Here is a 20,153-nt window from a genome sequence, read left to right as displayed (position 1 = left end):
ATGGCGGTAATTTCTTACAATCTCCATAGGCTCTGGAGTGCAGGGATGCTATAACTTGCAACTTGCGTTATAATATTTTTCCCTGAATGGTCAAAATCAAGTTGTGCGGTTTCACGAGAGAAGAGGACATAGAAAAGGCAGTAAGCCTTGGTGTTGACTATGTGGGCATAATACTCTATCCGAAAAGCCCGAGATATGTAAAACCTGAAAGATTTGAGCAACTCTTAAGAGCTGGAGACGGGGTTAAAAAGGTGGCAGTTATGGTAAACCCCTCGCCTGAGGAAGTAGAAAACGTCCTTCAGGTTGGCTTTGACCTTGTGCAACTCCACGGGGAGGAGAGTCTGGACTTTGCAAGAAGGCTTGGCATGGAAAGGGTGATAAAGGCTTTTGGAAGCTGTCCTGGGCTTGAAGTTCATGAGGATTGGAAAAAAGCACATGCGGTGCTAATTGACGCATGCTCAGGAGAAGCGTATGGTGGAACAGGTCTAAAGTCAGACTGGAAAGTGGCAAAGGAGCTCATGGGTAGAGGCTTCAGAGTTTTTCTGGCGGGTGGGCTGACTCCTGAAAGTGTGAAACAGGCTATCAGAGTGGTAAGGCCCTACGCCGTTGATGTGTCTTCCGGCATAGAGGTAAGCCCTGGCATAAAAGACCACAGAAAGATGGAGGAGTTTGTCCATGCAGTTAAGAACGCATCAGAAGATTGATACCTCTCTCAGTGGTGAGGTGGTTGAGCTTTCTGAAGGCTACGCAAGGGTCAGGCTGAGGACTGACAGCAGGATGACTGCAGATGAGACAGGGCTTGTCCATGGTGGTTTTATCTTCTCTCTTGCAGACTTCTGTGCCATGGCAACGGTAAACGAGCCCACCGTGGTGCTGGCACAGGCGAGCATAAAGTTTATAAAGCCTGTAAAAGTGGGGGATGAGCTTATGGCAGAGGGCAGGCTTGCCAGCTCAGAGGGTAGAAAGAGATGGGTTCATGTAGAAGTTAAAAGAGGAGAAGAGAGGGTGGCAGAGGGGGAATTCCTCTGCGTGGTGCCAGAAAGACACGTGCTATCTCAGTAAGCAAAAACACCCATCTCCCTTGCAAGCTCCTTTAGCCTTTCAATTCTCTTTTCTGTGGACGGGTGTGTGGAAAAGAGCTCCCATATGCCCTGTCCTGAAAGTGGGTTTTCAATAAAGAGGTGTGCAGTGCCCTGGTTGACCTCAGCCGGTATCTGATGCACATAGTTGTGAATCTTTTCAAGGGCACTTGCCAGAGCAAGAGGGTCTCCTGATATTCTTGCACCTGTCTCATCTGCCATGTATTCTCTTGAGCGGGATATGGCCATCTGTATTATGGTGGCGATTATGGGCGTTATGATTATCATGGCAATGCTGGCTATGATAGAGAGGGGGTTGTTGTTTTCTCCATCCCTTGAGTGTCCGAATATGAGAGCCCACTGAAGCATGTTCACCAGGTAGGATATGGCTCCAGCTATAGTGGCAGCCATGGTGGCAACAAGCACGTCCCTGTTCTTTATGTGTCCCAGCTCGTGGGCAAGCACACCTCTTAGCTCTCTCTCGTTGAGAAGTCTCAGTATTCCAGAGGTTACTGCAACTGCACCGTTTGATGGACCCCTTCCGGTGGCAAAGGCATTAGGCTGTTCCATGGGAACAAGGTAGATTCTGGGCTTTGGCATGTTTGCCCTCTGGGCGAGCTCTTCCACCATCCTGTGAAGCCATGGAGCTTCTTCGTAAGGAATTTCCCTTGCTCCATACATCTTGAGCACAATCTTGTCGGAAAACCAGTAGGCAAGAAAATTCATTATTCCCGCCAATATGAGAGCTATGGTCATTCCAGCCTTACCACCTATAAGATTGCCCACAAAGAGGAAAAGACCTGTCAAAAGCCCTAACAGTATCACGCTCCTTATTGCGTAGCCCATTTCCCTATTCCTCTTCCAGACCATCCCTGTGAAGACAGTCTGGGCTGGGGTATTTGTATTCCGCCTTTTATGGCATGGACTGCCCCAGCTGGCGGTTTTAGTCCACGCCCTGGATGCTTATATAAGAAGATACAGAAAGCAAGGCAAAGTGTCAACTCTCAATGACATGACTCAGAGTTGATTTTGATGAGGAGGGGCTTATATTTATCACCAAAGCATATTGCAATGACAGAAAGAGTAGAGGAAAGGCTGGACCTTGGAAGCTTTGATGAGAAGTTCTATGCTATAGTTGGCAGGGGGGATGAGAACCTAAAATATTTTTCCCAGATCTTTGATGTAAAGATATCAGCAAAGGGTACAGAAATAATCATTAGGGGCGAAGAGGACAAGGTAAGACTGGTCTATGAGTTTCTAAAGGATATAATAAAGGACCTTAGGAGTTCCACTTTGACTTCCCAAGAGGTTAGAGAAAGGGCTAAAAATTATCTTCAGTCAAAAACAACCATAGAAGCAGGGCTAAAGGAAGAGGTTATACTTATAACCCATAGGAAAAAGGCCATAGTTCCAAAAACTCATACACAAAGCCTGTACATTGACGCCATTAAGAATAACGATATAGTCTTTGGTATTGGGCCTGCTGGGACAGGAAAAACATACTTGGCCATGGCTATGGCACTTGCGCACCTCAAGGCCAACAGGGTAAATAAGATAATACTAACCAGACCTGCAGTGGAGGCAGGCGAAAAACTGGGCTTTCTGCCCGGTGGAATTGCGGAGAAGGTGGACCCATACCTCAGACCGCTTTATGATGCCCTTTACGATATGGTGGACTATGATAAAGCAAGCTACATGCTTGAAAGGAACATAATAGAGATAGCACCCCTTGCCTTTATGAGGGGAAGAACTCTAAACGACGCCTTTATAATACTTGACGAGGCTCAGAACTCTACCAAAGAGCAGATGAAGATGTTCCTCACACGCATAGGTTTTGGCTCAAAGGTGGTAATAACGGGCGATATAACACAGATAGACCTGCCAAGGAGAGAACAATCGGGTCTTGTGGAAGCAGTAAGGGTCCTGCAGGGAATTGAAGGCATCGGGTTTGTATGGTTTAAGGATGAGGATGTGGTAAGACATCCCATAGTGGCAAGGATAATAAAGGCCTATGAAGAATTTGAAAGGGCAAAGGAAGAACAGAGTTCTGGTAAGGAAGGAGAAGGGAAAGGTTAAAACCCAATGGGTGAGGGAAATCCTCAGCAGGCTCCTGCAAGCACATGGCTTAAAAAACACAGAGATAAGCGTATACCTGACCGGTGACCAGACCATAAGGCTTTTAAACAGAGACTTCAGGGGCAGAGACAAGCCAACGGATGTGCTCTCTTTCATTTACGATGAGCCTGTGGGAAGATACAGGCTTCTGGGCGAGATTGTCATATCTCTGGATACAGCACAGAAACAGGCAGAGGAGCTTGGACACAGCCTTGAGGAGGAAATAAAGAGGCTTCTTGTTCATGGCTTCGTGCACCTTCTGGGCTATGACCACGAGCTGGGGGAGGAGGAAGAGAGGAAGTTCACAGAAATGGAAGAAAAACTCAGAGCCCTGCTCTGATGCCCTACTATACTGAACTGAGCTTGCAGATTTTCCAGAAGGTGTTAAAATATCTTAAGGAGTATTCAGAGCCGGTGGCTCTTGACATCTTGGCAACTGAATAGGGCGTTGAGCTTTTAGGAAAGCCCGAGGGCTTGTTTTAGTTGTTATCACTTGCAAATGATACTCGTGTCAACAATTTTTGCAAAGGGCGGAGTTTTTGAGATTTTACCCCTTTTTTCGTAGCCGTTGTTTGGCAAGGCTTATAAAAAACTTGAGATTTACTTCTCTGTTGCGTGCGTAGAAACAAGTATTCATGCGTGTTTGCTATCTTTTGATTGATACTCAGGCTCCGGAGGGCTATTTATGATTTATATCATGTCAAAAGTCAAAAATGAGCCTATTCTAATCCTTGATTTTCAGGAACCTGCGGAGAAGGGTTGCATTTTTATCTGACCCTCGGGGAGTTGCAACAGGAAAAAGGCAAATTCGTCCACCTCCCACCAGAGTATGTTGCATTTTTATCTGACCCTCGGGGAGTTGCAACCCAACGAGTGGCAATTTAGAAGAACTTCCAAGTCCTCTGTTGCACTTTTATCTGACCCTCGGGGAGTTATATAATCTCCACATGCCCAACTATGTTTTGCTTCTGTCCTTTGTTGGCACTCGTTTTCATGGCTGGCAGGTTCAACCGGATCTGAGAACAGTGCAGGGAGTTCTCAAAGAAGGCGTTGAGAGGATTTTTCAACAAACTGTCAAAGTAACTGGCTGCTGCAGGACTGACGCCGGTGTGCATGCCCTTGAGTATGTGGCAAACTTTCAGGCAGAGCGTTTCATAGAGCCCGAAACTCTTCTAAAAGCCCTGAATTCTCTTCTGCCTGAGGATATGGGTTTAAGGAAGGTCTGGATACAGGAGGGGTTCAATGCCCGCTACGGCGTGAAGGGTAAGATTTACCTCTACAGGATACTGAACACGCATGCAAGAGACCCCTTTTTAGAGCCCTTTTGCTGGAGGATTCCCCACAGGCTTGACTATGACAGAATGCTCTCTGCGGTTGAGCTTTTTATAGGCAGGCACGATTTTTCTAGCTTTGCGAAACTGGATGAGGAAGAAAAGAACACCCTTATTGAGATAGAGGAGCTGAGCCTGCGAAAGGTGGATGAGTTAATTGAGTTCAGAGTTAGGGCGAAGAGCTTTTTGAGATACATGGTAAGGCGAATGGTGGGAAGCCTTGTGTATATGGGGCTCGGGAAGCTATCACATGAGGATATAAAAAATTACCTTGATGGCAGGGGCAGATGCCCCTACACAGCAAAGGCAAAGGGTCTTACTCTTGAAAGGGTTATACTTTAAGGACACTTACCGGCATCATGGGGTGGGTTGTCCACCATATCAAGGAAGGCTTCAAAGGGTCCCATGTTTTTCATGGCAACCCCCTTCGGTCCCTCAAACTTAAGCCTTCCCAACATCATTGCCTTCATAGGTCCGTATTCTTTCTTACCCATCTCTAACCATCTTCTGGTCTCCGCATACATGAGAAAGTCGTCTTTACCCCTTTTATCCTTTGCAGGACCCCCATAAACGCAAATGGCCTTTCCTCCTTCGTTCTTTATAGTGAGCTGTATCTGTTTGGTATCTCCACAGTCCTCCCTGTAGAGGAAGAGCTTCCTTTCGGGAACCGCAACCCAGCTTTCACTCTTTCCAAGCTGCTCTGATAGCTGTGGAGTTTTATTCCATGCTTCACAGAGGGCTTTTGCATACTCTCCATCCATAAAAACGGGCATTGACATAGCCATTCCGCCAACACTCAACAGCAACAGATAAAGCTTTCTCATTCTATAACCTCCCGACTGGGTTTATTTTTTAAAGCATACCACTGGTTTTTCAGATTTTCCATTAGAGTTTATTATTCTTCAATAAAACATATGAATGTGTTTATATGTTTATTCAACTATTTCTGTGCCTATGCCTTCCTGAGTGAAGACTTCCAGAAGTATGGAGTGAGGGGTCCTTCCATCAATTATGTGGACTTTTTTAACTCCAGACTGTAATGCCCTTATGGCACTCCTTATCTTTGGGAGCATCCCTCCCTTTATAACCCCCTGCTGAATAAGCTCATGCACTCTATCCCTGCTGAGGGTTGGTATAAGCCTGCCCTGGGCGTCCTTCACGCCCTCCGTATCTGTCAGAAAGATGAGTTTTTCCGCCATGAGAGACCCGGCAACCTCTGAAGCCACCACATCGGCGTTAATGTTGTAGGCCTCCCCCCTCTCACCAACACCCACGGGAGCTATTATGGGTATGTAGCCCTTTTCCATAAGAACCTGAAGCAGGTCTGTATTTACGCCCACCACCTCACCCACAAAGCCTATGTCCTCTTCCGGAACATCAAGTCCCAGCTCTCTGAAGTATCTTTCTTTATCCAGTTTCTTTGCCCTTATGAGCTGTCCATCCCTACCAGAAAGACCCACTGCGTATATGTTCTGACCACTGTGGGTGTTTATGAGTGCCACTATATCCTTGTTTATGTCTCCCGAGAGAACCATCTCAACCACATGCATGGTTTCCTCATCTGTTCTCCTCATACCACCTACAAAGTGTGGCTTTACACCAAACTTTTCAAGGGTATGGCTTATCTGAGGACCACCGCCGTGGACCACCACAACCCTTATACCCACATATCTCAGAAGCACCACATCTCTGGCAAAGCTTTCTCTCAGGCCCTCCTCTGTCATGGCAGAGCCCCCGTATTTTATGACAAAGGTTTTTCCGTAAAACTCCCTTATGTAAGGAAGTGCCGACTGAAGAATTTTAGCCTTTTCCACAAGCTTTTCTATCATTATCATATGGCCTTTAAAACCCTCTCCACATCCTCCACCTTTTCCACGTTAAAGACCCTTACATAAGGCACTGTCTGCTGTATTAACTTAGAAAGGACGTTCTTGGGTCCTATCTCCACGAAGGTGTCTACCCCATGCTCCACCATATAGAGCACGCTCTGAAACCATCTTACTGGAGAGAATATCTGCCTGTAGAGGTTTTCTCTTATATCTGGTGCCATTGTATGGGCAATTGCAGTGTAGTTCTGGACCACCGGGGTGTTTATGTTTTTTATGGGTGTCTGGGCCAGTTTGAGCCTGAAGGCATCGGCAGCAGGCTTCATAAGAGAGCAGTGCGATGGGACAGAAACTTTTAGGGGTATAACCTTACCTCCCATCTGCTTTACTATTTCGCTCGCCTTCTCTACCGCCTGTCTTTCTCCAGATATGACTGTCTGTTCAGGAGAGTTGTAGTTTGCTGGCTCAACCACTCCAGAGTCCTGAGCAAGCCTGCAGGCCTCCTCCACTTTTTCCGGTGGAATCTTCAGCACCGCAGCCATAGCCCCTGCACCTTCTGGGACTGCTTCCTGCATGTATTTACCCCTGAGGTTTGCAAGCCGGACCGCCTCAAAGAGCTCCACGCCTCCTGCCACTGCAAGGGCCGTATACTCTCCCAGGGAATGCCCTGCCACAAAGTCTGGCTGTGGAAACCCCTTTGCCTTAAGAACCGCATAGATGGCAAGGCTTGTGGTCAGGATTGCAGGTTGTGTGTTAATCGTCCTGTTCAGCTCTTCCTCCGGACCTCTGAATATTATATCGGTGAGGTTATACCTGAGAGCTGTCTCTGCGCTGTGAAAAACATCCGCAGCTTCGGGAAACTCTCTGTAAAAGTCATAACCCATTCCCACATACTGAGAGCCCTGTCCGGGGAACACATAAGCCAGCTTTCCCATAAGTCTTCTATTTTAACCCATCTCTCTGAGCTTTTCCCTTACAAAGTCCCAGCTCCACCATGTAGCTTCGTGAACGGGCATGGATTTTCCTATGTTTTCCTCCGTTCCTTCAACCCAAATGACCTTTCCGTCGGTGAGCAGTTTGAAGTTTCTCGTTCTTGAGGACCACCTCCAGAAGTTGTGTGGTCCTATACCCAGTGCCTTTTTGAAAAGCTCAAGCTCGTTGGGCAAGAGTGGTCTTCCCTGCATGCTCTAATTATATACCTCTTTTCTTTCCCATCTGAGTTGCCCTCTTGAAAAATTCCCTCAGCTTTCTTCTGACCAGTTCGTGGAACTTCTCAGCCTTCATGCCCGTGAGTATCTCCACAGCATCATCCACTGTATCCACAGTGTATATGTGGAACTCACCCTTTTCAACAGCCTCCAGAACCTCATCATCAAGAAGAAGATTATCGTAATTCCTCCATGGAACTATTACCCCTTCAATGCCTCTCAATCCGAATATCTTGCATACCCTGTAGAAGCCCTCCACCTTCTCCTTTATGCCACCAACGGGCTGGGCATTTCCAAGCTGGTCAACGGAGCCCGTTATGGCAACATACTGCTTAAGGGGAACCTCAGCGAGAGCGGAGAGTATGGCAAGAAGCTCTGCCATGGATGCACTATCGCCCTCCACTTCATCATAGCTCTGTTCAAAAGTAAGGGTGCAGGAAAGATAGAGCGGCATGTTCCTTCCATACTTTCTGCCCATGTATCCACTTAGTATCAACACACCCTTTGAATGTATGGGTCCGCTGAGCTCCACCTCCCTCTCTATGTTTACTATACCCTTCTCACCCATGTATACAGAGGCAGTTATTCTGCTCGGTTTTCCAAAACTGTAATCTCCAAGGTCAAGGACGCTGAGCCCGTTAACCTGCCCCATTTCCTCCCCTTCAATACGCAGGATAAACTTACCCTCCCCAATTGCTTTCCTTATCTTCTCTTCAAGCAGGTTTGACCTGAAGAGCTTTTCCCCTATTGCCCTTTTTATATGGCTGCCTTCTATCATGGCCTTTCCTTCTGCAAAGGACTGCGCCTCCCTCACCACATCCACGAGACGCCCCATGACCATGTTAAACTTCTTTCTGCTGCCAGATAGCTCTACACCATGTTTGAAAAGCTCTGAAAGGGCATCCGCAGAAAGATGCTTTAGCCCCTCTTCTTCCACTATCTTTCTGAATATCTTTGGAAAGGCATCGGTAAGCTCTTCTCCAATATCTATGACCGGGTCAAAGTCTGCCTTTACCTTAAAGAGCCTTCCAAACTCTGGGTCGTAGTTGTAGAGTAAATAGTAAAGGTAGGGGTCTCCTATGAGAACTACCTTGAAGTCCGCTGGCAGGGGCTCAGGGCTTATACCCACCAGGGGCATTATTGTATCTTCCAGTGGATGCAGGGGCATGTGTATCTTTTTGTGCATTAGCACCTTCTTGAAGGCATCCCAGAGAAAGGGGTTTTTCAGCAGGTCAAGCACCCTCAGCACGAGATAGCCACCCCTCGCCCGGTGAAAACTTCCCGCAGAAATGCTCATATGGTCTGCATACAGAACGCCCATCTCCGCAGTATAGAAAACCCTTCCAAAAAGGCTCTGAAAGGTTGGCACCTCATCAAAGACAACGGGAGCACCTTCAAGGGTTGAGTTGTCCACGAGGACATTTACCCTGAAAGTGTTGAAAGACTTCTCCAGCATTTTCTGGAAGGCAAGATTACCCTTTGAAGTATGCCAGGAAAGGAAAAGGTCTGAATTTCTTGCAAGCTCAGTCTTCAGCCTGCTTATGTATTCGGATATACCCTCATATTCCATGTATTTGCCTTCAAACCTTGAAAAAACCTTGTCCACCACATAGCCCGCAACCCTGTTCCTCAGGTCCAGCACCTGCTCTGAGAGGCTGTGGTCAAGCTCCCTTAGTTCTCTTATAAGATCCCTGAACCTTTCTTCAAACTCTGAAATGCTTTTTTCGTAGCTTTCCTGAAGCCTTGGATTGGCATAGACCTCCTCTTCTGGAACTATCCTTCTGCCTATGAGGGGAAGAAGCTTTATACCTGCCGGTGTAAACACAACGCCAAGGCCATGAAACTGGGCTTCCTCAACCAGTCTCTGAGCAACCTCTTCCTTCTTACTTTCTACGCTTTTCCTTATTCTTGCCAACTCCTCCTCATATTCCTTGCTCTCAAAGGCTTTGGGAATTTCCTCCTTCAGGGCATCTATTGCCCAGTCTATGTCCTGAGACAGTGCTTTACCCATGCCTGCAGGCAGCAGGAGATACTTTGGCCTCAGAGGATTGTCAAAGTTGTTGACATAACATATGTCCTCGGGTTTTTTCTTTTCCTTTGCGGACTCCCTGAGCCTTTTGAGTGTGTATATGGTCCTTCCTATGCTTTCTGGTCCTGAGACGTAGAGGTTATAACCCTCAAGCTCCGTCTTCAGTGCAAGGTCAAAGGCAAACCTGACCCTTTCCTGTCCGGGGAAAAGCTCCGCAGCTTCTACATCCTTTGTGGAAAATGTAAAGGTGTATCCGTAACTGAGTTCATCCCTTGATAGCCTTTTTATAGCCACCTTAGGTTGCCTTCCTTATCTCTCTTCCCAGCTTATCTTCCACAGATTTTACCTTGCTGAAAAGCCTTCCGGATTTGCCTTCTCTGTAGTCTATCTTCATGGTTATGGATATGCGAGGGCAGTCCTTCCTGAGAGCCTCAAAGCCTTCTTTTAGCACAGACATGACCTCTTCCCATGTTTCTCCCTCTATTATGGTTCCCATGGGAGTGAGCACATAGGGAAGTCCAGACCTGTCCACTATGTCCACAACCCTTGCCACATACTCACTGACGCTCTCACCCTTCCCCAGAGGCGTCATACTCACGAACACAAGCACGCTCATGGCATAAATATTTTATACTATTCACACTGTGAGGCTCACCTTTCCCCTCACCATAATAGGCTTTTTCCTCTTCCTTGCCTTATTTGCGGACATTCTTGCTCCCTATCCTTATTCCCTCCAGAACAGAAAGGCGCCCTTTCACCCACCCACAAGGATACACATCTTCAAGGATGGAGGGCTTACTTTTCCGTATGTTCATCCCTACAGGATGAGGGACCCACTCTTCAAGGTTTACGAAGAGGACAGAAATGTTGCCTGCAGGCTAAGGCTTTTCAGCAAAACAGAGCATGGATACAGGCTTCTTTCTGTTGAAGAGCCATGCCATCTATATCTGCTTGGAACGGACAAGCTGGGGAGAGATATTCTAAGCAGGCTCATATACGGCTCAAGGGTTTCTCTGACCATAGGTCTTGTGGGGGTTAGCATAACCTTCCTTCTGGGCAGCCTTATAGGCGGCATTTCTGGATACTTCGGGGGGAGGATAGACACAGCAATAATGAGGCTTGTGGAGGTGCTTTTAGCTATACCCACCTTCTATCTCATGCTTTCCCTGAGGTCTGTTTTCCCGCTGACCATGGAGAGCTTTCAGGTCTTTCTCATGGTTATATTTATCCTGTCCTTTCTTGGGTGGGCAGGGCTTGCAAGGGTCGTGAGGGGTATGGTGCTTTCCATAAGGGAGAAGGAGTTCGTCCAGTCTGCCAGAAGCTATGGTGCAGGAACCTTGAGAATTCTGAGAGTTCACATTCTGCCAAACACCTACTACTATCTGATAGTCTCTGCAACTCTCTCATTCCCTGGCTACATTCTGGCTGAGGCATCCCTTAGCTTTCTTGGTCTTGGCATTCAGGAGCCCTTTCCCAGCTGGGGAAACATGCTCTCTGACGCAAGGAATGTAAACCTTGTGCTTGCCCATCCATGGATACTATCTCCGGGCGTTGCCCTCTTTCTTCTTGTAATAGCCTTCAACCTTCTCGGTGATAATCTTCTAAAGGGTGGCAGAAGATGAAGGACCTTTTCTGTAGAGTTGTCAAAAACAGACATATCAGAGGAAGGCTGTTCCTGCTTGAGCTCCACGCACCCGAGATTGCTAAGGAAGTAAAGGCGGGACAGTTTGTGATGCTGGGAGTTTCTCCCACCCTTGACCCTCTGGGAAGAAGGGCCTTTGCGGTGGCAGATGTAAGGGATGAAAGGCTTCTAATATTTTACGACCTTGTGGGGAAAGGGACAGGACTGCTCTCTGCGGTGAAGGAGGGAGAAGGGCTTCCCACATTTGGACCCCTCGGTAAAGGGCTTTTTCCACAGGAGGGGGATAAACATCTTCTTCTGGGTGGAGGTGTGGGGCTTGCAGGGCTTAGCCTTCTCGGTAAAGAATTGAGAGCAAAAGGTAAGAGGGTAGTCTTTGTCTACGCTGGCAGGTCTGAAGAGCATCTTGGTATGGAAGACTGGCTGAAGGAGGAGGGTTTTGATTACATACTATACACGGAGGATGGAAGTAGGGGCAGAAAGGGCCTGATAACGGATGCACTCAGAGAATTTGACATCACCTGGGTGGTTCATGCCTGCGGACCAAAGGGTATGCTGAGGGCTCTGAAAAACATGAACACTGGACATAACATGTATTTTTCCCTTGAAAGCAGAATGGCATGCGGGTGGGGCGTGTGCCTGGGATGCGTGGTGAAAACCCCAGAAGGCTACAGGAGGGTATGCTACGAAGGACCTGTATTGCCTGCAGGGGAGGTGCTCTTCTGATGTTTACAGGGCTTGTGGAAAAAGTGGGAAAGGTGGAAGGCCTGAGAGGCGGAAGGCTTGTGGTAGAAGCAGGCTATGAAGATGTGGTGCTTGGGGAGAGTATAGCAGTCAATGGCGTATGTCTCACGGTGGTAAAGACTGAAGGCGAGCTTCTTCATTTTGACCTGTCTGAAGAGACGCTGAGCAGGAGCAACCTGAGATTTCTAAAAAGGGGCGACCACGTGAACCTAGAAAGAGCACTCAGGCTCTCTGACAGGCTAGGTGGACATCTTCTTCAGGGACATGTGGACTTTACCGCACCCATAATTCAGCTACAGAAGAAGGGCGAGCACTGGCTGTTAATGGTCCAGATTAAACCAGATTACAGCGCATACTTTGTAGAAAAGGGCTCTGTAGGCATAGATGGGATAAGCCTTACCATAAACAGGGTTGAGGGACCGCTGATTCAGATGAACATAATACCCCATACCTATGAAAACACAAACCTCAAGTTCAGAAAGTCAGGGGAGATGGTAAATGTAGAGGTGGACATAATAGGCAAGTATGTGATAAACTACCTTCAGAGGTTCAAAGGTGGTAGTTTGCAGAGCCTCTTAGAAGCTTTTTATAATATAAACACATGAACGTGGTATGTAAACAGGCAATATACAATAGAGAGGGAAAGATAGCCTTCTACGAGGTATTCCTTCAGGACAGGGCCACTGGTGCATACCCTGAGGGTTTTGACCCACTGAAGGCCACAAGCATATCCATAGATGTGCTCACTGAGATTGGTCCTCACAAAGTGGGTAATGGCAAGCTTGTCTTTGTAAATGTCCCTGCCATATTCCTTGAAGCCTCCATGTTTGACCTCCTCTCGCCACAGCATGTGGGTATAGAACTCGTTGAGAACAAAAGGCTAACAAACACGTTGCTTGATGCCATAGACGACCTCATAAAACGCGGATTTAAGTTCTGTATAGATGACTTCGGTTTTGAAAAGATAGACTATCTGCCGCTTTTGAATAAATGTCATTTTGTTAAAATAGACATAAAAAACAACCCATACAATGAAGAAGAGTTAAGAGAAGTAATAAGCATACTGAAAAGCTTAAAAAAAGGCATAATAGTTAAAAACATTGAAACCAAACAGGATTACGAGAGGGCCTACGAGCTGGGCTTTGAATATTTTCAGGGAATTTATCTTTCAAGGCCTGCCATGGTAAAGGATACTAGGACCATATCCTTTCTGAAATCAACTATACTTCAGGTATACAACGCAATAAAATCCAGGGATATAAAAAAGGTTGTTGAGGTTATAGAGAAAGACATAGGTGTAACATACAAACTCCTTAAATTCGTAAACTCAGCCTATTTTCCGAAGGCAAGAGAGTTCAGCAATGTGGAAGATGCTGTTATCTACCTTGGACTTGAAAACGTTGCCAAGTTCATCATAGTGCTTGCCCTTTCAGATATGTTTGCAGAGGAGAGCGAAAAAGAGCTCTGGAGAAAGGCCCTTTTCAGGGCAAGCCTTGGTGAAAAGCTCGCAGAGATAAACGCAAAGGAGATGAAGGATAAAGCCTACCTTATGGGTCTTTTCTCCCTCTCGTGGGAAATACTGGGGCAAAAGCCTGAAGACATAGCAAGAACTCTCCTTCTTGACAGGGAGATAGTTGAAGCCTATGAAAACAGGCTGAGTCTTCTTGGGTTTATACTTTCGCTCATTGACCTGCTGGAGGACAATGGGGATGAAGAGACCATAAAAAAGGTGGCAAAGGTCCTTGAAACCTCACCGGAGAGGATAAGGAACATACTGGAAGAGGCAAGGCTTGAATCTGAAAAATTCGTCGCCTAGTCAGTGGCATAGCTGTGTAGTCCGGGGAAGAAGAGGTTTACAGCAAAAAAGCATATGAGAACCGTTATAAAACCAAACACCACCATCCATGCAGTTCTTTTCCCTTTCCAGCCAAGCATCTGCCTAGCATGAAGGTAGGCTCCAAAGAAAAGCCAGACTATCAAGGACCACACTTCCTTTGGGTCCCAGCTCCAGTATCCCCCCCAGGCTTCATTCGCCCAGGCAGCCCCCAGTATTATGGAGGCGGTCCATATGGGGAAAACTACCACTATGGACTTGTAAGTTATCTCATCAAGAAGCTCCCTTGAGGGCAGAGGCAGGTTTGGGAACCTGTCCTTGAGAAGGTAAAGAACTGCACCACCAAAACCAACAGTAAAGCCCGCATAACCCGTAAAGGCGGTGACCACATGCAGATAGAGCCAGTAGCTCCTCAGTGCTGGCATGAGGGGCACTATCTCCTTGGAGGCATAGAAGATGGCAAAAGCAGAAAGGCCAAAGACAACGGGCACCACCACAGCACCGAGAAGTCTTATACCGTATTTTCTCTCCAGAAGGAGATATATAAAGCCCACTACAAAGCTCCAGAAGGTGAGGGCTTCAAAGAGGTTGCTCCAGGGTGGATGGGGAACGCCAAGCTCATAGGTCTGAATGGTTCTTCTTACCATGCCGGCAAGGTTCAGGGCAAGGCCAAGAGAAAGGCTTAAAGTTGCCATGTTCTGCACCAGCCTGTCTCTGAGAAAGAGGGTGCTCAAATATACCACAGAGGACAGGGCATATGCCAGCGTGGCAGATTTATACCAGAAGGTATTGTCAAGCCTGAGGGTTCCAAGAAGCCCACCGAGCAGGAGTATGGAAAGCCAGAGCAGAAAACCGTAGGACCTCGTCTTCTCTCTTTCAAAGGTTATTTCTCTCATAACTCCTATAAATATAACCTATTCAGCCGGTTTTACATCCACCTTTATATCTACGCTTACCTCGGGATGAAGCTTGAGTGTGACCGTGTATACACCCACATCCTTTATGGGGTTTTTTAGCATGACCTTTTTCCTGTCTATTTCAAACCCCTTCTCCTGAAGGGCCTGTGCAATGTCCTGGGGTGTCACAGAACCAAAGAGCTTTCCCTTCTCACCCACCTGTCTGAATATTTCCAGCATAAGTCCTTCCAGCTTCTTTGAAAGAGCCTGAGCTCTTTCCTTCTCCTTCTGTAGCTTTCTTGCCCTCTGAGAGAGGATGTTTCGAACATGACTCAGATTCCCCTCTGTGGCAGGAAGGGCAATTCCTCTGGGTATGAGATAGTTTCTGGCAAAGCCATCCTTCACGCTTATCACATCCCCAAAGACTCCATAACCTTCAAGGTCCTTTATGAGCACCACCTTCATGTCTTACCTCCTTATGCTACAAGATATGGCAGAAGGGCAAGCTGTCTTGCCCTCTTTATCTCTCTTGCAAGAAGCCTCTGATGCTTTGCACAGACGCCAGTCTGCCTCCTGCCCATTATCTTGCCCCTTTCTGTGATAAACCTTTTTAGCTCTTCATAGTTCTTGTAGCTGGGGTCCTTTTTTGCATCGCAGAAGGGGCAACTTTTCTTTGCAGACCTCTTAATCATATCCATCCTAAAACCTCCTTAAAAAGGTATTTCGTCATCCTCAGAACTGAAGGGCGTTTCAATTGGCTCCTCTGACATCTCCTCCTCTCTCAGAGAAAACTCCTCTACAGGTTCTTCTATCCTGGGTTTGTTAATAACTCTCACGCTTTCAGCAACAATTCTTATCTTGCTCTGCCCTTTGCCTTCCTTGTCCATCCATCTGTCCTGAGTGAGCCTGCCTTCTATAACCACCGTGTAGCCCTTTGATATGCGATTCACCAGGCTCTCAGCAAGTTTGCCATAGGCCTTGACTTCAAAAAAGTGGCTTTCCTCCTTCCATACCTCACCCACCATATACCTTCTGTTGTATGCTATAGTAAACTCAACCATCCTTGTGCCCGAGGGCATATACCTTTCAAGCGGGTCTTTTACCAGCCTGCCTATGATAATGACCTTATTGAGCAACCTTCTCTCCTTCCTGACCCTTTACCTGTATGTTGAGCCAGCGTATTATGTCCTCACTTATCTTGCAGTAAAAATCAAGCTCGTTGGGAAGCTCGGGTCGCTGTGACCTTATGGTGAGCATGAAGTACCTGCCATGGTTGAAGTTCTTTATGGGATAGGCGAGCTGTTTTGCCCCCCAGTCTGTGATGCTCAGAAGCTCTCCACCTTTTTTCTGGATAAAGTCCTTCATTTCCTGAAGCTTTTTCTGAACCTCATCCTCGGTGAGAGTGGGTCTGAAGACCACAACGCTCTCGTAATGCCTGACTGTCTGATAATACCTCTTTGCCATCTTTACCTCCTGGACTTTTAATGGTCCCTGCCTCAAGGACAGGAACGAGGTAATGGTTTATTATATCATAATGAGTGTAAAAAGGGCAAGGTTAGAAAAACTTCTCATGGAGGAGATAGCGGGCCTTATACTCAGAGAAATTAAGGACCCAAGGCTTGCACATGTGGTTATCACCCATGTGGAGCTATCGCAGGACATGAAAAGGGCAAAGGTATACTTCACAACCCTCCAGGAGGGCAGGGAAAGGGAGGCGGAGGATGCCCTCAGGCACGCCAGCCCCTTTATAAGGGCTCGGCTGGCAAAGGGTTTGAAGATAAAAAGGCTTCCAGAGCTTGACTTTATCTTTGATAGGGAATTAAAAAGAATGGAAAAGATATGGCAGAAGCTCTAACAGCCTTCCTTCTAAAGGAGAGTTTTTATCAAATTTCCCCGCCAGAGGGAAAGCTTCTTTACTTCACAGACAAGGACCCTCAGGTAAAGTCAGAAGAGCTTTTGAGCGCTTCTGAGGTGGACCCCAGAATACCCTACCCCCTCCTTAACCCCCTTCAGACGCTTTTCTATAAACTTTACAGAGGCGGGAATGCCCTCATATCTTCTCCCACATCCTCCGGCAAGAGCCTCATAGCCTACCTTTTTATGAAAAACTTTGAGGGGAGGCTCCTGTATACTGCACCCACAAAGGCGCTGGTAAAGGAAAAGGCAGTGGAACTGAGAGCCTATTACGGGAGGAGTGTGGAGCTCAGAACTGGGGATAGCGTGCTTGAGAGCTTTAAGGAGGTAAAGGCCAGGGTTGTGGTGAGCACCTATGAACACCTTGCCTATGCCCTGAGAAACTCCGCAAGATGGCTTGAGGATGTGGGTGCGGTGGTGGTGGATGAAGTGCATCAGATTGTCAAGAGGTGGATGCTGGAGGAAATAATAACCGCCTGCAGAAGAAGAGACCTGCCCCTCCTTTGTCTGTCGGCCACGCTGCCCGGTCTGGAAGAACTGGCCCAGTGGATGGGAGCAGAGCTTGTCATAAAAAGTGCCTGGAGACCAGTGCCACTTTACAGGGAAATAAGAAGCCTCACCGAGTTCAGACCAGTAAGAAGAGAGCTGGAGGGGGAGTCCCTTGTTGCGGGAAGGCTCCTATCAGCTCTTTACTCCCTCAGGCAGGGAGGAGAACAGGTCATACTCTTTGTTCCGAAAAAGAGTCTTGGCTGGAAACTTCTTGAGCTGGCAAAGGAGGAAAAAATAGGCATATTGAACCAGACGGTGCCCTTTGAAGTTGAAGAGGAGAGAGAGCCAGAAATAGCCTTTCACAATGCGGATGTCCCAAAGGAGGAGAGGGAGGAGATAGAAAAGGCCTTCAGGAAAGGAAGGCTCCAGACCCTAATAGCCACACAGACAATGGCCTATGGTGTAAACCTTCCCGCTGACAGGGTGATTATTCTTACAAGGTTTTTCAGAAAGGAAGGAAGGCTCAGAAGCATACCAGACAGCCTTGACATACTTCAGATGGAAGGAAGGGCCGGAAGGCTGGGCATAAAGAAAGAAGGATACTCAAACCTCCTGGTCTATGGGGCTAAGGGAAAAGAGCTTGAAAAGGAACTGGATAGAGCCCTTGAAAGACCACTGACCACCGCAACCATGGAAGGCTCCGGGGATGAAGCCCTGAGTTTTTTTCTCTTGCTCGCCCACATGTATGAGGGTGAGGAATTTGAAAACTACCTCAAGAACACCTATTCCTTCAAAAGGGTTGGTAGGGAAAGGCTCAGCAGGATTGAGAGGTTTCTGAGGTCTCACGGCTATCTTGAGGGCTACAGCCCCAGCCAGAAGGGGCTCTTTTGCATAAGGACTGGTATACCACCCCTGAGCTTTGAAGAATTTCTCAGAAGGAAAGGCCTGAACCTTGACCCTGTAAGCACCATAAGACCACTCCTGCACATGAAAAAGTTTGACGGGCTGCTGAACTTCCTGAAGGGTATGGAAGGCTTTAGAGAGGATTTTCAGATAGTGAGGGCAATGCTGATTCCCTGCGGTGAGGAATGTTTAAAAGACAACACAGACCAGCTCCTTTTCTATACAGAGGGGCTAACCGCAAAGTATCCAAACATCAAAAATCCTCCCGGGGAGTTTTCATATCTTGGCACCGACGCCCTTCATCTTCTGAGAGCGCTCCTTGAGATAAACAGGCAGGGCTTTTACAGGTTTTCAACCCCTGAGCTACTGCAGATAACCCATTCGCTGAAGTATGGTATAAGCACAGAGTATTCAGGCCTTGCAGGCATAAAGGGGATAGGTCATATAAGGGCAAACCTCATAAAGGAAGTCCTTAAAGATTTGAGAATAGCACCCCCAGAAATCTGCAGCCCTGTGGAAAGCCTTCTTGAAACCATGGAATCTGAAAAGCTCTGGGAGCCCCTTCTTGAAAAGCTGATGCAATACAGAAGAATGAATATGGAAAGGGCAAAGGAAGAGCTGGAAAGAATAAGGAGAATATTCAGGAACAACCGCAGTGGTTATATGGTGGATGACAGGATACTGCTTGCCTACGGACTCTTTACTGAAGGGACCTCTGCCCTGAAAAGGACGAAAAGAGATTTAGTTGAACTGGTAGTAAATGAGCTCCGCAGAGTAAGGTCCTCATGAAAGGGGCAGTAGAGCTTGCAAAACCCATCCTTGCAGTCCTTTACAGAGAAAGGAGCCTGATGGAGGATTTTCTCTCAGGACTTGATGTGGAGAGAGTATCTCAGGACTTTTACTTTGAGGGTCTGCAGAGGTATTATGGCAGGGAGATGGGTGATGGGCTTTTGAAAAGGTTTTTCAGCCTTTCTGGGCTAATGAAGAAGGAGGAGCTGAGGGATTTTAAGCTATGGGCTATGAGAAGGGAAGAGGAGTATTCCTGCCATGGAAGGAGAGGTCTGAACATAGACCCGGGCTATGTGGATGAGAGCCACCTTGTGCTTGCATCCTCAAAGAGGAGGGGAGGCAGACTTTATCTTGGAGGCAGTGTGTATGCAGAGATAGAATACCTTTACCTTTACGGGAACTTCAGACCACTTTACTGGACATACGGAGATTATAGGGATAAGGGGGTGAGAGAATTTTTTGAAGGCGTGCGGGAAGACTTTCTCAGGCAGTTAAACCTTGCAAGGGAGGGTAAGGAGCTGGTAGTTTACAGGTTCGCCCAGGATGAGCTCTACAAGGAAGTCAAGGCTTGGAGAATGGTCGGTGAAGTAGAGACTTAGATTTGAGGAACCGGTCCTGTTTACATAAGGCATAACCTCAAGGGCGGTGCTCTCAGCAGAGTCCACAACCCTCACAGACCCACCCATAAATTCCTCTATAAGCGGTTTGAGTAGTGGATAATGGGTGCAACCAAGTATGAGCGTATCAACCCCCTTGTCTCTGAGTTCCTCCAGATAGTGGGCTACCACCCTTTTTGCTATCTCGCCCTCAAGCACACCTTCCTCCACGAGAGGAACAAAGAGAGGGCACGCCTTCTGAAATACTTCCACACCACCAGCCTCCAGAAGCCTTCTGTATGCACCACTGGATACGGTTGCCCTTGTCCCTATTACCCCTACCCTTCTGTTTCTCGTGGAGCTGAGGGCTCTCCTTACCCCTGGCTCTATAACCCCAAACACAGGAATTGGAAGAGTTTCTCTCAAAACATCAAGGGCATAGGAGCTTGCAGTGTTGCAGGCAACCACAAGCAGGTCTATACCCTCAGAAAGGAGAAACTCAGCACCCTCAAGGCTGTATCTTATCACAGTCTGAGAGGATTTGTTGCCATAGGGCACTCTTGCTGTGTCTCCGAGATACACAAAATCCACCTCGGGGTATATATCTCTCAGAGCTTTCAGGACTGTAAGCCCGCCAACTCCCGAATCAAAGACGCCAATTTTCATCCTTCTTTCATTCTCCTGGTGTATTATAACCCGAGTTGCAAGTTATAAGAAATTATGGTAAAAAAAAGCTCCCCATGGAAAACCCATAGGGAGGA

25 protein-coding genes are annotated in these 20,153 nt (G+C 47.3%); 12 read left to right on the top strand and 13 right to left on the bottom strand.

The genetic code is table 11. The features are described 5' to 3' along the window. Positions 1-86: 86 nt before the first annotated feature. A complete protein-coding gene (locus tag ACKRDP_RS09355) occupies positions 87-704 on the top strand; it encodes a phosphoribosylanthranilate isomerase (protein ID WP_409154492.1) in 618 nt (205 codons plus the stop codon). Further along, entirely contained in the window at positions 676-1,062 is a 387-nt protein-coding gene (locus ACKRDP_RS09350; RefSeq protein WP_409154491.1) for a PaaI family thioesterase, read from the top strand. Before ACKRDP_RS09355 ends, ACKRDP_RS09350 begins: the two co-directional genes overlap by 29 nt. Here ACKRDP_RS09350 and htpX read toward each other — a convergent pair. Next, the gene (gene htpX, locus ACKRDP_RS09345; protein WP_409154495.1) at positions 1,056-1,925 is read right to left on the bottom strand and encodes a zinc metalloprotease HtpX; all 870 of its coding nucleotides are present in this window, start codon (positions 1,923-1,925) and stop codon (positions 1,056-1,058) included. The two genes, ACKRDP_RS09350 and htpX, sit on opposite strands and share 7 nt — an antisense overlap. A 225-nt stretch (positions 1,926-2,150) precedes the next feature. Here htpX and ACKRDP_RS09340 point away from each other — a divergent pair, with 225 nt between their 5' ends. From ACKRDP_RS09340 to truA, 3 genes are all read left to right on the top strand, one after another. Then, positions 2,151-3,155, top strand: a complete 1,005-nt coding sequence (locus ACKRDP_RS09340) for a PhoH family protein (RefSeq protein WP_409154490.1) — start codon at positions 2,151-2,153, stop codon at positions 3,153-3,155. Continuing rightward, on the top strand, positions 3,091-3,534 hold the full coding sequence (gene ybeY, locus ACKRDP_RS09335) for an rRNA maturation RNase YbeY (protein WP_409154489.1): 444 nt from the start codon (positions 3,091-3,093) through the stop codon (positions 3,532-3,534). The genes ACKRDP_RS09340 and ybeY overlap by 65 nt, the downstream gene beginning before the upstream one ends. A gap of 607 nt (positions 3,535-4,141) precedes the next feature. Then, positions 4,142-4,867 carry a tRNA pseudouridine(38-40) synthase TruA gene (gene truA, locus ACKRDP_RS09330; protein ID WP_409154488.1) on the top strand — a complete coding sequence of 242 codons (726 nt, stop codon included), beginning with the start codon at positions 4,142-4,144 and terminating at the stop codon, positions 4,865-4,867. Here the strand turns inward: truA and ACKRDP_RS09325 are convergent. The 6 genes from ACKRDP_RS09325 to ACKRDP_RS09300 all read right to left on the bottom strand — a co-directional run bounded on the left by ACKRDP_RS09325 (position 4,864) and on the right by ACKRDP_RS09300 (position 10,204). Beyond that, on the bottom strand, positions 4,864-5,349 hold the full coding sequence (locus ACKRDP_RS09325) for an SCP2 sterol-binding domain-containing protein (RefSeq protein ID WP_409154487.1): 486 nt from the start codon (positions 5,347-5,349) through the stop codon (positions 4,864-4,866). The two genes, truA and ACKRDP_RS09325, sit on opposite strands and share 4 nt — an antisense overlap. 108 nt (positions 5,350-5,457) lie before the next feature. Further along, positions 5,458-6,351 carry an acetylglutamate kinase gene (argB, locus tag ACKRDP_RS09320; RefSeq protein ID WP_489685583.1) on the bottom strand — a complete coding sequence of 298 codons (894 nt, stop codon included), beginning with the start codon at positions 6,349-6,351 and terminating at the stop codon, positions 5,458-5,460. A gap of 5 nt (positions 6,352-6,356) precedes the next feature. After that, complete coding sequence (gene fabD / locus ACKRDP_RS09315) at positions 6,357-7,286, bottom strand: ACP S-malonyltransferase (protein ID WP_409154486.1); 930 nt, start codon at positions 7,284-7,286, stop codon at positions 6,357-6,359. Between the two features lie 12 nt (positions 7,287-7,298). After that, a complete protein-coding gene (locus ACKRDP_RS09310; protein WP_409154485.1) occupies positions 7,299-7,535 on the bottom strand; it encodes a hypothetical protein in 237 nt (78 codons plus the stop codon). Positions 7,536-7,542: 7 nt separating this feature from the next. Further along, a complete protein-coding gene (locus ACKRDP_RS09305; protein ID WP_409154484.1) occupies positions 7,543-9,882 on the bottom strand; it encodes a Lon protease family protein in 2,340 nt (779 codons plus the stop codon). Position 9,883: 1 nt separating this feature from the next. Next, on the bottom strand, positions 9,884-10,204 hold the full coding sequence (locus ACKRDP_RS09300) for an MTH1187 family thiamine-binding protein (protein WP_409154483.1): 321 nt from the start codon (positions 10,202-10,204) through the stop codon (positions 9,884-9,886). A 28-nt stretch (positions 10,205-10,232) separates the two neighbouring features. Here ACKRDP_RS09300 and ACKRDP_RS09295 point away from each other — a divergent pair, with 28 nt between their 5' ends. From ACKRDP_RS09295 to ACKRDP_RS09280, 4 genes are read left to right on the top strand one after another with little or no spacing between them, the layout of a single operon-like run. Then, positions 10,233-11,210 (top strand): ABC transporter permease, encoded by a 978-nt coding sequence (locus tag ACKRDP_RS09295; protein ID WP_409154482.1) that lies wholly within the window; start codon positions 10,233-10,235, stop codon positions 11,208-11,210. Then, positions 11,207-11,953, top strand: coding sequence for a dihydroorotate dehydrogenase electron transfer subunit (locus tag ACKRDP_RS09290; RefSeq protein WP_409154481.1), 747 nt, complete (start codon positions 11,207-11,209; stop codon positions 11,951-11,953). The genes ACKRDP_RS09295 and ACKRDP_RS09290 overlap by 4 nt, the downstream gene beginning before the upstream one ends. Continuing rightward, a complete protein-coding gene (locus ACKRDP_RS09285) occupies positions 11,953-12,576 on the top strand; it encodes a riboflavin synthase (protein ID WP_409154480.1) in 624 nt (207 codons plus the stop codon). The genes ACKRDP_RS09290 and ACKRDP_RS09285 overlap by 1 nt, the downstream gene beginning before the upstream one ends. Continuing rightward, positions 12,573-13,787 carry an EAL and HDOD domain-containing protein gene (locus tag ACKRDP_RS09280; RefSeq protein ID WP_409154479.1) on the top strand — a complete coding sequence of 405 codons (1,215 nt, stop codon included), beginning with the start codon at positions 12,573-12,575 and terminating at the stop codon, positions 13,785-13,787. Before ACKRDP_RS09285 ends, ACKRDP_RS09280 begins: the two co-directional genes overlap by 4 nt. Here the strand turns inward: ACKRDP_RS09280 and ccsB are convergent. The 5 genes from ccsB to rpsF are packed head-to-tail and all read right to left on the bottom strand — an operon-like array spanning position 13,784 to position 16,165. Then, positions 13,784-14,701 carry a c-type cytochrome biogenesis protein CcsB gene (gene ccsB / locus ACKRDP_RS09275; protein ID WP_409154478.1) on the bottom strand — a complete coding sequence of 306 codons (918 nt, stop codon included), beginning with the start codon at positions 14,699-14,701 and terminating at the stop codon, positions 13,784-13,786. The genes ACKRDP_RS09280 and ccsB overlap by 4 nt on opposite strands. Positions 14,702-14,719: 18 nt before the next feature. After that, positions 14,720-15,166 (bottom strand): 50S ribosomal protein L9, encoded by a 447-nt coding sequence (gene rplI / locus ACKRDP_RS09270; protein ID WP_409154477.1) that lies wholly within the window; start codon positions 15,164-15,166, stop codon positions 14,720-14,722. Positions 15,167-15,177: 11 nt separating this feature from the next. Further along, positions 15,178-15,393, bottom strand: a complete 216-nt coding sequence (gene rpsR / locus ACKRDP_RS09265; protein WP_409154493.1) for a 30S ribosomal protein S18 — start codon at positions 15,391-15,393, stop codon at positions 15,178-15,180. Positions 15,394-15,411: 18 nt separating this feature from the next. Next, entirely contained in the window at positions 15,412-15,837 is a 426-nt protein-coding gene (gene ssb / locus ACKRDP_RS09260; protein WP_409154476.1) for a single-stranded DNA-binding protein, read from the bottom strand. Then, on the bottom strand, positions 15,827-16,165 hold the full coding sequence (gene rpsF / locus ACKRDP_RS09255; protein ID WP_409154475.1) for a 30S ribosomal protein S6: 339 nt from the start codon (positions 16,163-16,165) through the stop codon (positions 15,827-15,829). Before rpsF ends, ssb begins: the two co-directional genes overlap by 11 nt. A gap of 70 nt (positions 16,166-16,235) precedes the next feature. On the opposite strand from rpsF, the gene rbfA reads away from it, so the two are divergent. From rbfA to ACKRDP_RS09240, 3 genes are read left to right on the top strand one after another with little or no spacing between them, the layout of a single operon-like run. Next, entirely contained in the window at positions 16,236-16,556 is a 321-nt protein-coding gene (rbfA, locus tag ACKRDP_RS09250; protein ID WP_409154474.1) for a 30S ribosome-binding factor RbfA, read from the top strand. Then, on the top strand, positions 16,541-18,796 hold the full coding sequence (locus ACKRDP_RS09245; RefSeq protein WP_409154473.1) for a DEAD/DEAH box helicase: 2,256 nt from the start codon (positions 16,541-16,543) through the stop codon (positions 18,794-18,796). The genes rbfA and ACKRDP_RS09245 overlap by 16 nt, the downstream gene beginning before the upstream one ends. Next, positions 18,793-19,395, top strand: a complete 603-nt coding sequence (locus tag ACKRDP_RS09240) for a DUF4416 family protein (protein WP_409154472.1) — start codon at positions 18,793-18,795, stop codon at positions 19,393-19,395. Before ACKRDP_RS09245 ends, ACKRDP_RS09240 begins: the two co-directional genes overlap by 4 nt. Here the strand turns inward: ACKRDP_RS09240 and murI are convergent. Continuing rightward, positions 19,288-20,058: a glutamate racemase gene (gene murI, locus ACKRDP_RS09235; protein ID WP_409154471.1), complete on the bottom strand. Its 771-nt coding sequence runs from the start codon at positions 20,056-20,058 to the stop codon at positions 19,288-19,290. The genes ACKRDP_RS09240 and murI overlap by 108 nt on opposite strands. Positions 20,059-20,153 lie beyond the last annotated feature (95 nt).

Origin of the sequence: Pampinifervens navoyensis (assembly GCF_046159715.1) — a bacterium.
Lineage (GTDB): Bacteria > Aquificota > Aquificia > Aquificales > Aquificaceae > Pampinifervens.
This window is presented reverse-complemented; position numbering and strand designations above follow the sequence as displayed.